A 12,776-nucleotide genomic window follows, 5' to 3' on the forward strand; every position below is an offset into this window, starting at 1 on the left:
TAGTTGGGGGATTCCCCCTGTGAGAGTAGGACGCTGCCAGGCAATCCAAAAGAACAGCAGACGCTGTTCTTTTTTTTGTTAAAAACATTCCTGATAATCGCTAGATTCGTATATTTTTAACCTATCAAGGCCATACTAGCTTTCAGGAGGTGGAGAAAATGGGGAATTTATTCAAAGGTAGTAAAACGTGCATCGTTTGTGAAAAAGAAAAAAATGAAGGGATGCATGTGTACACAGCATTTATTTGTTGGGAGTGTGAAAGAGAAATTGTCCAGACAGAGCCTGAATCTGAAAAGTATGCGGAATTTGTAAAAAAGTTGAACAAAATAAGAAAGCCCTCTGTTTTTTCGTGATCCCGTCGCTTTAGTGTGTTAGGCTAAGAGAAAAGTATAGAAAAGGCAGGATATTCATTGAAACAAACACGTACCCCACTCGTTGATGCATTACAACAGCATATTAAACGGCAGCCTTTGTCTTTTCACGTACCGGGCCATAAGAACGGCTCGTTGTGGAAGGAAGGGCTGCCTGCTGGTTTTCAAATTTTTTTAGCTTATGATGTGACCGAAATATCCGGGATGGATGATCTCCATTCACCCGAAGGCTGCATTTTAGAAGCCGAGCAGCTGTTAACGGATTTATACAATACAAGAAAGAGTTATTTTTTAATCAATGGGAGCACAGTTGGAAACTTGGCTATGGTTATGTCTACTTGTAAGGAAGGAGATACCGTTTTTGTCCAACGCAATTCTCACAAGTCTATTTTTCATGCATTGAAGCTGGCAAGATTAAATCCCGTCTTTCTAGATCCAGAGTATGATAGCTACGTACAGTCGGCAGGGCAAGTGAGTCTACATACATTGACCGAAGCATATAACCGTTTTCCTGCTGCAAAAGCGGTCATTTTAACGTATCCTACTTACTATGGCATGGCTAAGGAAATGGAAGAATTGATTCAACTGGCAAAGCATCATGGATCATTTGTTCTTGTCGATGAAGCCCATGGCCCTCATTTTATTCTGCAAGAACCCTTTCCGAAAACTTCTTTAAAGTCAGGGGCTGATATCGTTGTTCATTCAGCTCATAAAATGCTGCCTGCCATGACAATGGGTTCTTACCTTCATGTACAATCCGAAAACGTACTGCTGGAGAAGCTAGAATTTTACTTGCAGGCTCTTCAATCCAGCAGTCCTTCTTATCCAATCATGGCCTCATTAGATATGGCTCGCGCGTATTTAGCTAGCGTAACAGCAGAGGATCAGGCCTTTATCGTTCATATGAGAGAAAAGCTAGCTTTGCAGTTATATGAGAAAGGAATAGAAACGGTTTTTCCGGATGACCCTTTGAAAGTGCTGCTTAGAAAGCCAGGATACACTGGATATGAACTGCAGAAGAGACTGGAAGATGTGAATATTTACACAGAACTGGCTGATCCTGTACAGGTTTTATGTACGCTCCCTTTAGTTAAACAAGGAGATCATACTTTTTTAAACCATGCCGAAAAAAGGCTGTCAGAGATTATAATAGAAGAGAGACAATCGCATGCTTCTAACAGCATCCCTATTCTCCAACAGGAGAAAATATCTCCACTAGTCTTGCCCTACACAGCACAGGAGAAATGCCAAATAGAATGGATAGCTATCCAGGAATCGGCAGATAGAATAGCAGCTGAAACGGTTATTCCTTATCCTCCGGGGATTCCTTTGATTATAAGTGGGGAAAAGATATCCAAGGAACAAGCTGTGGCGATAGAGAAGTTACACGCCCAAGGGGTACATATACAAGGGGGACAGCGGTTGCGAGAAAATCAATTGGCTGTTTTTACAAAGGAAACGGCTACTAACTAACCAGGTGGAGGACTGTATGAGAAAAGGACTATTTATTACCATTGAAGGCCCAGAGGGAGCTGGCAAGACAAGCATTATCCAAATGCTTGCGCAAAGGCTTGAGGAAGAGGGGCAAGTCGTTATGGCCACACGTGAACCAGGCGGCATTTCTATAGCTGAGCAAATACGGAAGGTCATTTTAAATAAAGAAAACATCTCAATGGATGGGCGGACAGAAGCACTATTATATGCTGCAGCAAGAAGACAGCATCTCGTGGAAAAGGTGAGTCCTGCTCTTGAGGAAGGTCATATCGTGCTTTGTGACCGTTTCATCGATAGTTCTCTTGCTTATCAAGGATATGCGAGAGGATTAGGCGTGGAAGAGGTCTATGAAATCAACCGGTTCGCGATTGGAGAACTAATGCCTCATCTCACTTTATTATTTGATGTTCGTCCGGAAATTGGTCTGGATCGGATTAAAGCGCATAAAGAGCGGGAAGTGAACCGTTTAGATTTAGAAGCTTTATCTTTCCATAAAAAAGTAAGAGAAGGATATTTGCAGTTGGCGGACAAATTTCCAGACCGAATTGCCGTTATAAATGCAGAAGCTTCTATGGAATCTGTGTATCAGGAGAGTCTAAAGTTAATTTTGGCTAAGATTAAGGAGCGATCTCTTTGCCAGTAATGATGAAAGAATTCCTGAGAAAGGGGTTCTTTTTTCACAATATTGTTTGTACAATTCAAAAAAACAATCTTTTTCTTGGTATAATAGAAAAAAGAGGATAGAGGAGGAAGAGGAATGAAATTAATTTTGGCAGTGGTACAGGATCAGGATAGCCATCGTTTATCACAAGCTTTAATAGAGAATAATTTCCGTGCAACAAAACTTGCTACAACAGGCGGCTTTTTAAAAGCAGGAAATACTACATTTATCATCGGAACAGATGATATTCGGCTTGATCGGGCACTCGCTATTATTAAGGATAACTGCCAGTCACGTGATCAGATGGTAGCACCTGTTTCACCAATGGGAGGCAACGCTGATTCTTATGTTCCTTATCCTGTAGAAGTTCCGGTGGGTGGAGCCACAGTATTTGTCTTGCCAGTAGAGCAATTTCATCAATTTTAATAGGGGAATAGATGATGAAAATCAACAAAGATATAAACTTTAATATAGATAAGCTACGGACAGATCAGAAGCTAGAGCAGACAGGACAGTCGAAATTTGCAGGACTTGTGCAGCATCAGAGCCAGCAAATGAAAACAGAGCAGCTGACAAAATTGTTGGCTGATATTGAGGGAGCGGGAGAGAGATTGGCCCGCTCGCGAACCTTCCAGGATATGGCTAAATACAAGACGCTCGTACGACGGTTTATTAAAGAAGCAGTAGATTTTGGCATGAATTTGAAGAATTCGCATACGTGGAATCAATTCGGCGAAGGGCGCAAGTTAAAAACTGTTGAAACCATCGACGAGAAATTAATTCAATTAACAGAGGATGTAATGAAGCAGGAAAAGTCATCCGTTGATTTATTAGGCCAAATTGGCGAGATCAAGGGATTAATTATAAACTTATACACATAGGCGGGGATGAAAGTGTCCGATATATGGAAAGATTTAAATGAAATGCAGCCTATTGTGCTCAAAATGATTACAAACAGCCTGGCAAAAGACCGGGTGGCTCATGCTTACCTGTTTGAGGGGGATCCGGGGACAGGTAAGAAAAAGACCGCCTTTTATTTTGCCAAAAGTTTGCTTTGTAAAGAAGGGACCATGCCTTGCAATGAGTGCAGCAATTGCCGGCGGATTGACAGCGGCAACCATCCTGATGTTCATATGGTAGAGCCTGACGGCTTATCGATCAAAAAACAACAGATTGTATTCCTTCAACAAGAATTTAGCAAAACAGCTGTAGAAGCGAACAGGAAAATATACATTATCAACCACGCAGACAAGATGACTGCGAGCGCTGCTAATAGTTTGCTAAAGTTTTTAGAGGAACCAGCAGCAGACACAGTCGCCTTGCTTTTGACTGAACAGGCGCAGCGAATGCTTCCAACGATTATTTCTCGTTGTCAGCTCCTCTCTTTTAAACCGCTGCCCCCAGCTCTCCTAAAAAATAAACTCGTTGAAAAAGAAGTTTCCCTGCCAATGGCTGCACTGGTTTCAAGGCTGACAAACAACTTTGATGAGGCGTTTCGTCTGGGTACCGAGGAGTGGTTTGCACAGTCACGCAAGATAGTGTTAAAATTATACGAAGTCCTACTCAAAAATCCATTGGAAGCAATGGTAAAATTGCAGGAGGACTTTAATGGGCATTTTAAAGATAAACAACAAGTAAGTCTGGCACTCGATCTTTTACTGCTGCTTTTCAAAGATTTGTTGTCCATCCAAACAGGAGAAGAACAAGGTCTTGCTTATCCTGACCAGCTTGCCTTGCTTAAGAACACAGCTCTTCATTCTTCCATTGTAAATACAACAGAGCAGATAACTGCTATTTTAGAAGCAAAGCGGAAACTTGATGCTAATATGAATCCACAGCTGCTAATGGAGCAGCTTGTGCTAAAATTGCAGGGGGGAGCATCCTTTGTATGACGTAGTAGGAGTACGTTTTAAAAAAGCGGGTAAAATATATTATTTTGATCCAATGGATCTGGGCGTTGAAAAAAACGACCATGTAATTGTAGAAACAGCGAGAGGCGTAGAACACGGTGAAGTAGTAGTAGGGCCGAAAAAGGTAGAGGATGATGATATCGTCCTTCCTTTGAAGAAAGTCATCCGTAAAGCTGATCAGAAAGACCGCTTAATTGTTGAAGAAAACAAAACAGCTGCAGAAGAAGCTTTCGAGATCTGCTGTGAGAAAATTTCTGAACATAAGTTGGATATGAAGCTTGTTGATGTTGAATATACGTTTGATCGCAATAAGGTTATTTTTTATTTTACGGCAGACGGAAGAGTCGATTTCCGGGAGCTTGTAAAAGATCTCGCTGCCATTTTCCGAACAAGAATTGAACTTCGGCAAATCGGTGTTCGTGACGAAGCCAAAATGCTTGGCGGGATTGGTCCATGTGGCAGAATGCTTTGCTGCTCGACTTTTCTGGGAGATTTCGAGCCAGTTTCAATAAAAATGGCGAAGGATCAGAACCTCTCATTAAACCCGACTAAAATTTCAGGTTTGTGTGGTCGTTTAATGTGCTGCTTAAAATATGAGAACGATGAATATGAAGCAGCAAAAGAGATTCTTCCTGATATAGGTACAAAAGTAAACACCCCTCATGGTGCCGGAAAAGTTGTCGGTTTGAATATTTTAGAACGGGTGCTTCAAGTAGAAGTATTCAATCACGAGCGGATCCTTGAATTCACCATTGATGAAATTGGGGCGGAAGGTGCCGTGTCAGTACAAGCCACAGAGTAATGGGGTGGAACGGGTGAAAAAAAAAGAATTTCTTGATTCGGTCAGTGATATGGAAATGCAAATCAGCCAGTTGTATAAACAGCTTGGAGATTTGAAAAAGGGTTTAACAAAAATGATGGAAGAAAATCATTCATTACGGTTAGAGAATGATCATTTACGACGCCGGCTTGAAGAGATTGAGCTTTCGCATAATCAAGTTGGACAAGAGATGGACAAAGAGGCCAGCAGTAAAAACTTTTCAAAGCTGATGGATATAGGTGAAGGCTATGATAACCTTGCCAGACTTTATCAAGAAGGTTTTCATATTTGCAATATTCATTTTGGAAGTCCGCGTAAAGACGAAGATTGCTTGTTTTGTTTATCATTTTTAAATAAAAAGTAATAGAGCATGCTAATGAGGCTGTCCATGAAGGCTAATGCCGGAGCTGTCAATCATTTAAGGAGAGATGACATTCTTCCTAAGTGAAGTGACAGTCGGGCCTGCCTGGACAGTCTTTCTTTTTTGTAAAAACAGGAGGAAAGAAAGAATGGTACTATTAAAGGATGATGAAAGGCTCGATTATTTATTGGCGGAGGAGCTGCGAATTATTCAAAGTCCGTCTGTTTTTGCTTTTTCCCTTGATGCAGTCCTTCTCGCGAGGTTTGCCTATCTTCCAACTAAGAAGGGTTCCATTGTTGATTTATGTTCTGGAAATGGAGTCGTGCCACTATTAATGAGTGCGAAAACAAGCGTTCCAATCATCGGTGTAGAAATTCAAGAGCGGCTATATGATATGGCTGTCCGCAGCATTGCATACAATGGTCTCGAAGACAGAATCTCCATGGTACATGGAGATTTGAAAGAGGCACCAGCACAATTAGGATATGAAAAGCACAGCGTCGTGACCTGTAACCCTCCCTATTTTGTCACACCCTCTCATAAAGAATTAAATATGAATGAACATTTGGCCATTGCCCGTCATGAAATTCACTGTACACTAGAGGATTGTATCCGCTCAAGCAGTGAGCTCTTGAAACAAGGTGGAAAAGCAGCGTTCGTTCATCGCCCGGGAAGGTTATTGGATTTAGTGACGTTGATGAGGAAATATCGTCTAGAGCCTAAGCGACTTCGTTTTGTTTATCCGAAAATGGGAAAAGAGGCCAATACGGTTCTCATCGAGGGTACGAAAGATGGGGCGCCTGATTTGAAAATATTGTCGCCATTATTCGTATATGATGAGCAGGGTGAATATACAGCAGAAGTAAGAGAGATGTTATATGGAGAAAAACACTGATCATTTTTTCTACGTGTTGGAGTGCAAGGATCATTCGTTCTATGGAGGGTACACGACAGACTTAGAGAAAAGACTGAAGGCCCATAACTCTGGTAAAGGGGCAAAATATACACGAGGCAGAGGGCCGGTGCGACTGATTCATTGGGAAAAATTTCATACAGTAACAGAAGCCATGCAGGCGGAATATGCCTTTAAACAGCTGACACGAAAGCAAAAAATTAATTATTTGCAAAGGGAGGGCAGCCGCTATGATAGTTAAGCAAAAAAGTTTTATTGATGAGCAAGGAGCTCTTTACCTCGTTCCTACACCAATCGGTAATTTAGAGGATATGACTTTCCGGGCCATTCGAATCATGAAAGAAGCTGATGTCATTGCTGCCGAAGATACACGCAATACAAAAAAACTCTGTAATTACTTTGAGATCGCTACTCCGATAACAAGCTATCATGAACATAACAAAGAAACGAGTGGAAAGCAGCTTCTCGAACGCATCAGACAGGGGGAAAAAGTAGCCTTGGTCAGCGATGCGGGAATGCCATCTATTTCAGATCCGGGTTATGAGCTAACTTCCGCTGTTATAGCCGAGGGATTAACGGTAGTTCCTCTGCCTGGAGCAAATGCCGCACTAACAGCTCTCATTGCTTCAGGACTTGCTCCCCAGCCATTTTATTTCTATGGCTTTTTAAGCCGATACAAAAAAGAAAAGAAAGCACAGTTAGTCGAGTTGAATAAAATACGCAGCACATTTATTCTGTATGAATCCCCACACCGGTTAAAGGACACACTCGCTTTCATGGCTGAAATATTGGGAGAGGACCGAAAAATTGTATTGTGCCGGGAATTGACAAAGAAGTTTGAAGAGTTTTTGCGAGGTACGATAGCAGAGGCAATTGTCTGGTCAAAAGAAGAGGATATCCTTGGGGAATTTTGTTTAATCGTCGAAGGAAATGAAAAAGCAGAAGAAGAGGAAACTGAAGAATGGTGGTCTTCTTACTCTGTCGTTGACCATGTTCATTATTATATCAACGAAAAAAATTTCTCTACAAAAGAAGCTATTAAGCAGACGGCTGTTGATCGAAATATGGGAAAACGGGATGTGTATCAGGCTTATCACATAGAATAAAGGGAGTTTTTACAAATTTGGTTGCTATGAGGTATTGATTTCTATTTTCCAGAAAAGAGCCAAAATAAAAACGAGCCCGTTGGCTCGTTTTTATTTTGTAGAAGCAAATGACTCGGAAATTTCTTTCATCAATTGTTCTGCACCTTCGCGGCTAAGAATTAATTTTCCGCCTGCAAGCTTGATATTGTCATCAGAAACTTCTCCTGTAATGTGACAAGTCATGCTAGGTTTGTATTTTTTAAGAATGATTTTATCATCATCTACGTAAATTTCTAGAGCATCTTTCTCCGCAATACCTAATGTGCGGCGAAGTTCGATTGGAATAACCACCCGTCCTAATTCGTCAACTTTACGAACAATACCTGTTGATTTCATTTTTTTTGCTCCTTCCAAACTTGTTTATTTAAAAAATATAAAGTTTAATCGTCAATTTTCGACATATTTTTCACTTATGATCTTATCATACCAGCTATTCCCAACATCGTCAACAAGAAAATGTAATTTTACCAGGGAATGTAAAGCGCTTAAAATACTGATATATTAAGGTTTTTCAAAGATTAGTAACAAATTGGAAAAAGAGAAATAAAAAAAATGTCGAATGACCTAGTATTGATGTCGAATCCATTAAAAATCAAAGAGATAAGAGAGTTTAATATTTACAATTGCTACGGAATAAGAGAAAATAAAAGAAGTGGCTCTTTAACGGCGTCCTATGTATATTTTTTTTGTATAATAGTCATAATGTCAATAAAATTTAGTATGAATTGTCCGCTAGGGGCATGAATGTAAAAGAAAGCTCTCAACCGCCGGGTGAGGGCTTTTCTACATAAGAATCAGCGTTTCAAGGAGGGGTACAAGATGAATGATCAAAAAAACACATTTTATCTAACGACACCGATTTATTATCCGAGTGGAAATCTCCATATTGGACATGCTTATACAACGGTAGCAGGTGACGCTATGGCGCGTTATAAGAGACTGCGCGGATTTGATGTCATGTACTTAACAGGTACCGATGAACACGGACAAAAAATTCAACGGAAAGCAGAAGAAACAGGAGTAACTCCACAGCAGTATGTCGACAATATTGTCTCTGGCATTCAAGAGTTATGGGACAAGTTAGATATTTCTTATGATGATTTTATCCGTACAACGCAAACTCGTCATAAGGACATTGTTGAAAAAATCTTTAAACAGTTATTAGATCAAGGGGATATTTATCTAGACGAATATGAGGGCTGGTACTGTACACCTTGTGAATCTTTCTTTACAGAGCGCCAGTTGGAAAATGGCAACTGCCCGGACTGCGGTCGCCCTGTTGAGAAAGTAAAAGAACAGTCTTATTTCTTTAAGATGAGCAAATATGCTGACCGACTGCTTGAATATTATGAAGAGAACCCGGACTTTATCCAACCGGAATCCCGCAAAAATGAGATGATTAACAATTTTATTAAACCGGGACTAGAGGACTTGGCTGTCTCACGTACAACGTTTGATTGGGGCATTAAAGTACCGGGTGATCCTAAGCATGTTATTTACGTGTGGATCGATGCGCTCTCTAACTATATTACAGCCCTTGACTATGGCACCGATCATGATGAGAGATATCAAAAATATTGGCCGGCTAATGTCCATCTTGTCGGCAAGGAGATTGTCCGTTTCCATACGATTTACTGGCCAATTATGCTGATGGCGCTTGACTTGCCGCTTCCTAAAAAAGTATTTGCTCATGGATGGCTGCTCATGAAAGACGGGAAGATGTCGAAGTCAAAAGGTAATGTAGTAGATCCCGTTACGTTGATTGACCGTTATGGATTGGATGCCCTTCGTTATTATTTACTTCGTGAAGTACCATTTGGTTCAGACGGCGTCTTTACACCGGAAGGCTTTGTTGAACGGATTAATTACGATCTAGCCAACGATTTAGGCAACTTGCTAAACCGGACTGTTGCAATGATCAATAAATACTTTGACGGTGTCATTCCAACATATAAAGGATCGAATGGGGAATTTGACAAGCAGCTTCAACAGTTGAACATGGAAACAGTCAAGCAGTATGAAGAAGCGATGGAAAAAATGGAGTTTTCCGTTGCGTTGTCAGCTCTCTGGCAGCTCGTTAGCCGTACGAATAAGTACATTGATGAAACACAGCCATGGGTGCTTGCTAAAGAGGAAGAGAAAGATAAGCTTGGCGATGTCATGGCACACTTAGCAGAATCGCTCCGCCGAATGGCTGTTCTTTTGAAGCCATTTTTAACACAGACGCCAAAGAAGATTTTTGAGCAGCTGAATATTCAGGATGAAAAACTGCAATCATGGGATAGTCTGTCTCAATTTGGACTAATACCGGAAGGAACGACAGTAGTAAAAAAAGGAGAACCAATCTTCCCTCGTCTGGATATTGAGGAAGAAATCACTTATATTAAAGAAAAAATGCAAGGGACTCCTGAGAAAAAAGAAGAGCCGAAAGTAGAGTTAACAGAGGAAATAAAAATTGATGATTTCATGAATGTCGATCTGCGTTCAGCAACAGTTATTGCAGCGGAACCAGTTAAAAAAGCTGACAAATTGTTAAAGCTGCAGTTGGATCTCGGTTTTGAAAAGCGTCAGGTCGTTTCAGGTATCGCTGAATTTTACAAGCCAGAAGAGTTGGTCGGCCGCAAAGTAATCGTTGTCGCTAACTTAAAGCCTGTTAAATTGCGTGGAGAACTGTCACAAGGCATGATTCTTGCTGGTAAGGCTGATGGCGTATTATCATTAGTAAGTGTAGATGAAAGCTTGCCAAACGGTTCACGGATTAAATAAATGAGTCGATCGAAAAACATAGAATGTTTCACGTGGAACGATTATTCGACGGGAACGTCTATGTTTTTCTTTTAGAAAGGATGAAAAGAGTGCTATTCGATACGCATGTTCATTTAAATGCTGAACAGTATAATGAAGATATAGAAGAAGTAATTGAGCGGGCTAGAGCAGCTGGAGTAGAAACCATGGTCGTTGTTGGTTTTGACCGTCCAACGATTCAAAAAGCCCTTGAACTTATTGAAAAATATGAATTTCTGTATGCCAGTGTCGGATGGCATCCAGTAGACGCCATCGACATGGAAGAAGAGGATATTGCTTGGCTGGAAGAGCTGGCGGCACACCCGAAAGTCGTAGCCTTAGGAGAAATGGGGCTTGACTATCATTGGGACAAGTCGCCTAAGGATGTTCAGAAAGAAGTATTTCGTAAGCAAATCCAGCTCGCTAAAAAAGTAAAGCTTCCTATCATTATTCACAATCGGGAAGCCACACAAGACATCGTTGAGATTTTGAAGGAAGAAGGAGCCGAGGAAGTCGGTGGGATTATGCACTGTTTTAGCGGCAGTGTAGAAACCGCGCGTGAATGTGTAGCGATGAACTTTTATATTTCCCTTGGCGGCCCTGTTACATTTAAGAATGCTAAAAAGCCAAAAGAAGTAGCGGTTGATATTCCGCTTGATAATTTGCTCATCGAAACGGACTGTCCATATCTCGCTCCTCATCCTTATCGTGGCAAACGGAATGAACCGGCTTATGTAAAATTGGTTGCAGAGCAAATTGCTGAGCTAAAAGGGATGGATTACGAGGAAGTCGCACGCATAACAACTGAAAATGCCCATAAGCTTTTCTCTATTGAGCGGTGATCGATCATATGAAAATAAAAGAAATCATCGTAGTAGAAGGAAAAGATGACACAACAGCGATTAAGAGAGCGGTAAATGCGGATACGATTGAAACAAACGGCTCAGCCGTTTCAGAAGCTGTTATTGAGAGAATTAAATTGGCACAAGAAACAAGAGGCGTGATCGTCTTCACAGATCCCGATTATCCAGGAGAACGGATTAGACATATTGTTGCTGAACGTGTGCCGGATTGTAAGCATGCTTTTTTGCCGAAGCATGAAGCGATTGAGAAAAGAGGAAGAGGTGTCGGCGTGGAGCATGCTTCTATCGAGGCAATCCGCAAAGCATTAAAAGACGCCCAGACTGTTGAAAAAGAAGCAGTAGAGCAAATTTCCAAAGAGGATTTGGTCGATGCCGGATTAATTGGAGGAGCGCAAGCAAAGGAAAGAAGACAGAAGCTTGGTGAAAAGCTGCGAATTGGCTATACGAATGGAAAGCAGCTGTACAAACGGCTACTCATGTTCCAAATTACACGGGAACAATTTGCCCGTGCCTTAAAAGAAGTGTTGCAGGAGGAAAAGACATGAAAGATATTGCTACTCCTACGCGAACGAAAGAGATATTAGAAAAGTACGGTTTTTCTTTCAAAAAAAGCTTAGGACAGAATTTTTTAATTGACCCGAATATTTTACGCAGAATTACGGAAACAGCCGAGCTGACAAAGGAGACCGGAGCGATTGAAATCGGTCCGGGAATTGGTGCTTTAACGGAACATTTGGCCCGGAGTGCAGGAAAAGTGGTTGCATTTGAAATTGATCAGCGTCTTCTTCCCATTTTGTCGGATACGCTTTCTCCTTATGACAATGTAAAGGTCATTCACGAAGATGTTCTAAAAGCAGACGTTGCTCAAATAGCTGGACAGGAATTTGAAGGCTGTGAACAGTTAATGGTAGTGGCAAACTTGCCTTACTATGTGACAACGCCAATTATTATGAAGCTGCTTGAGGACAAGGTTCCTTTTAAGGGGATTGTTGTCATGCTTCAAAAAGAGGTAGCCGATCGTATCTCAGCCAAGCCTGGTACGAAAGACTACGGTTCTCTGTCAATTGCCATTCAATATTATATGGAAGCAGAAACAGCTTTTATTGTGCCTAAAACGGTCTTTATGCCGCAACCGAACGTTGATTCTGCTGTTATTAAATTGCTGAGACGAGAGCAGCCGGCTGTAGAAGTAATTAACGAAGAATTTTTCTTTACAGTGACACGTGCTTCTTTTGCCCAGCGACGAAAAACAATCTTAAATAATCTAACAAACCAGCTGCCTGCAGGGAAAGAAAAGAAAGACCAGATTATAGAGGCGCTTAGCCAAGCAGAAATCGAGCCTTCTAGAAGAGGAGAGTCTCTTTCCCTAGAGGAGTTTGCTCGGCTCGCCAATGCCCTTTGCCCAGTTTTTTGTTAACAGAGTATCCGCCTCAATTTGCAGGCGGATATTTTAC

Annotated in this window: 16 protein-coding genes; 15 read left to right on the forward strand and 1 reads right to left on the reverse strand. The window is 41.2% G+C overall.

Annotated elements, in window-relative coordinates; genetic code table 11:
• Window positions 1–158: 158 nt before the first annotated feature.
• The 11 genes from ACH0BF_RS21820 (at window position 159) to rsmI (ending at window position 7,636) form a co-directional block, all read left to right on the forward strand.
• Window positions 159–353 (forward strand): sigma factor G inhibitor Gin, encoded by a 195-nt coding sequence (locus ACH0BF_RS21820; RefSeq protein ID WP_120035794.1) that lies wholly within the window; start codon window positions 159–161, stop codon window positions 351–353.
• A 57-nt stretch (window positions 354–410) separates the two neighbouring features.
• Window positions 411–1,844 carry an aminotransferase class I/II-fold pyridoxal phosphate-dependent enzyme gene (locus ACH0BF_RS21825; protein ID WP_340851666.1) on the forward strand — a complete coding sequence of 478 codons (1,434 nt, stop codon included), beginning with the start codon at window positions 411–413 and terminating at the stop codon, window positions 1,842–1,844.
• A 16-nt stretch (window positions 1,845–1,860) separates the two neighbouring features.
• Window positions 1,861–2,508 carry a dTMP kinase gene (gene tmk / locus ACH0BF_RS21830; RefSeq protein WP_340851664.1) on the forward strand — a complete coding sequence of 216 codons (648 nt, stop codon included), beginning with the start codon at window positions 1,861–1,863 and terminating at the stop codon, window positions 2,506–2,508.
• Between the two features lie 114 nt (window positions 2,509–2,622).
• On the forward strand, window positions 2,623–2,952 hold the full coding sequence (locus tag ACH0BF_RS21835) for a cyclic-di-AMP receptor (RefSeq protein WP_049665996.1): 330 nt from the start codon (window positions 2,623–2,625) through the stop codon (window positions 2,950–2,952).
• Window positions 2,953–2,966: 14 nt separating this feature from the next.
• Window positions 2,967–3,407 (forward strand): YaaR family protein, encoded by a 441-nt coding sequence (locus tag ACH0BF_RS21840; protein WP_120035797.1) that lies wholly within the window; start codon window positions 2,967–2,969, stop codon window positions 3,405–3,407.
• A 12-nt stretch (window positions 3,408–3,419) separates the two neighbouring features.
• Window positions 3,420–4,418, forward strand: coding sequence for a DNA polymerase III subunit delta' (holB, locus tag ACH0BF_RS21845; RefSeq protein WP_340851658.1), 999 nt, complete (start codon window positions 3,420–3,422; stop codon window positions 4,416–4,418).
• Window positions 4,411–5,238 carry a PSP1 domain-containing protein gene (locus tag ACH0BF_RS21850; protein WP_120038033.1) on the forward strand — a complete coding sequence of 276 codons (828 nt, stop codon included), beginning with the start codon at window positions 4,411–4,413 and terminating at the stop codon, window positions 5,236–5,238. Before holB ends, ACH0BF_RS21850 begins: the two co-directional genes overlap by 8 nt.
• Window positions 5,239–5,251: 13 nt before the next feature.
• Window positions 5,252–5,620 (forward strand): DNA replication initiation control protein YabA, encoded by a 369-nt coding sequence (yabA, locus tag ACH0BF_RS21855; protein ID WP_120035798.1) that lies wholly within the window; start codon window positions 5,252–5,254, stop codon window positions 5,618–5,620.
• Window positions 5,621–5,765: 145 nt separating this feature from the next.
• The gene (locus tag ACH0BF_RS21860; RefSeq protein ID WP_120035799.1) at window positions 5,766–6,512 is read left to right on the forward strand and encodes a tRNA1(Val) (adenine(37)-N6)-methyltransferase; all 747 of its coding nucleotides are present in this window, start codon (window positions 5,766–5,768) and stop codon (window positions 6,510–6,512) included.
• Entirely contained in the window at window positions 6,496–6,771 is a 276-nt protein-coding gene (locus ACH0BF_RS21865) for a GIY-YIG nuclease family protein (RefSeq protein WP_120035800.1), read from the forward strand. The genes ACH0BF_RS21860 and ACH0BF_RS21865 overlap by 17 nt, the downstream gene beginning before the upstream one ends.
• A complete protein-coding gene (gene rsmI / locus ACH0BF_RS21870) occupies window positions 6,764–7,636 on the forward strand; it encodes a 16S rRNA (cytidine(1402)-2'-O)-methyltransferase (protein ID WP_120038035.1) in 873 nt (290 codons plus the stop codon). The genes ACH0BF_RS21865 and rsmI overlap by 8 nt, the downstream gene beginning before the upstream one ends.
• A 90-nt stretch (window positions 7,637–7,726) precedes the next feature.
• On the opposite strand, the gene ACH0BF_RS21875 is transcribed toward rsmI, so the two are convergent.
• The gene (locus ACH0BF_RS21875) at window positions 7,727–8,011 is read right to left on the reverse strand and encodes a transition state genes transcriptional regulator AbrB (RefSeq protein WP_049666009.1); all 285 of its coding nucleotides are present in this window, start codon (window positions 8,009–8,011) and stop codon (window positions 7,727–7,729) included.
• Window positions 8,012–8,446: 435 nt separating this feature from the next.
• On the opposite strand from ACH0BF_RS21875, the gene metG reads away from it, so the two are divergent.
• The 4 genes from metG to rsmA all read left to right on the forward strand — a co-directional run bounded on the left by metG (window position 8,447) and on the right by rsmA (window position 12,739).
• Window positions 8,447–10,441, forward strand: a complete 1,995-nt coding sequence (metG, locus tag ACH0BF_RS21880; RefSeq protein WP_406910295.1) for a methionine--tRNA ligase — start codon at window positions 8,447–8,449, stop codon at window positions 10,439–10,441.
• 89 nt (window positions 10,442–10,530) lie between these two features.
• Window positions 10,531–11,301: a TatD family hydrolase gene (locus ACH0BF_RS21885; RefSeq protein ID WP_406910296.1), complete on the forward strand. Its 771-nt coding sequence runs from the start codon at window positions 10,531–10,533 to the stop codon at window positions 11,299–11,301.
• Between the two features lie 8 nt (window positions 11,302–11,309).
• Window positions 11,310–11,867, forward strand: coding sequence for a ribonuclease M5 (rnmV, locus tag ACH0BF_RS21890; protein ID WP_120035803.1), 558 nt, complete (start codon window positions 11,310–11,312; stop codon window positions 11,865–11,867).
• The gene (rsmA, locus tag ACH0BF_RS21895) at window positions 11,864–12,739 is read left to right on the forward strand and encodes a 16S rRNA (adenine(1518)-N(6)/adenine(1519)-N(6))-dimethyltransferase RsmA (RefSeq protein ID WP_120035804.1); all 876 of its coding nucleotides are present in this window, start codon (window positions 11,864–11,866) and stop codon (window positions 12,737–12,739) included. The genes rnmV and rsmA overlap by 4 nt, the downstream gene beginning before the upstream one ends.
• The last annotated feature ends 37 nt before the right edge of the window (window positions 12,740–12,776 follow it).

This window comes from Pseudobacillus sp. 179-B 2D1 NHS (assembly GCF_045370945.1).
Taxonomy (GTDB): Bacteria; Bacillota; Bacilli; order Bacillales; family Domibacillaceae; genus Pseudobacillus.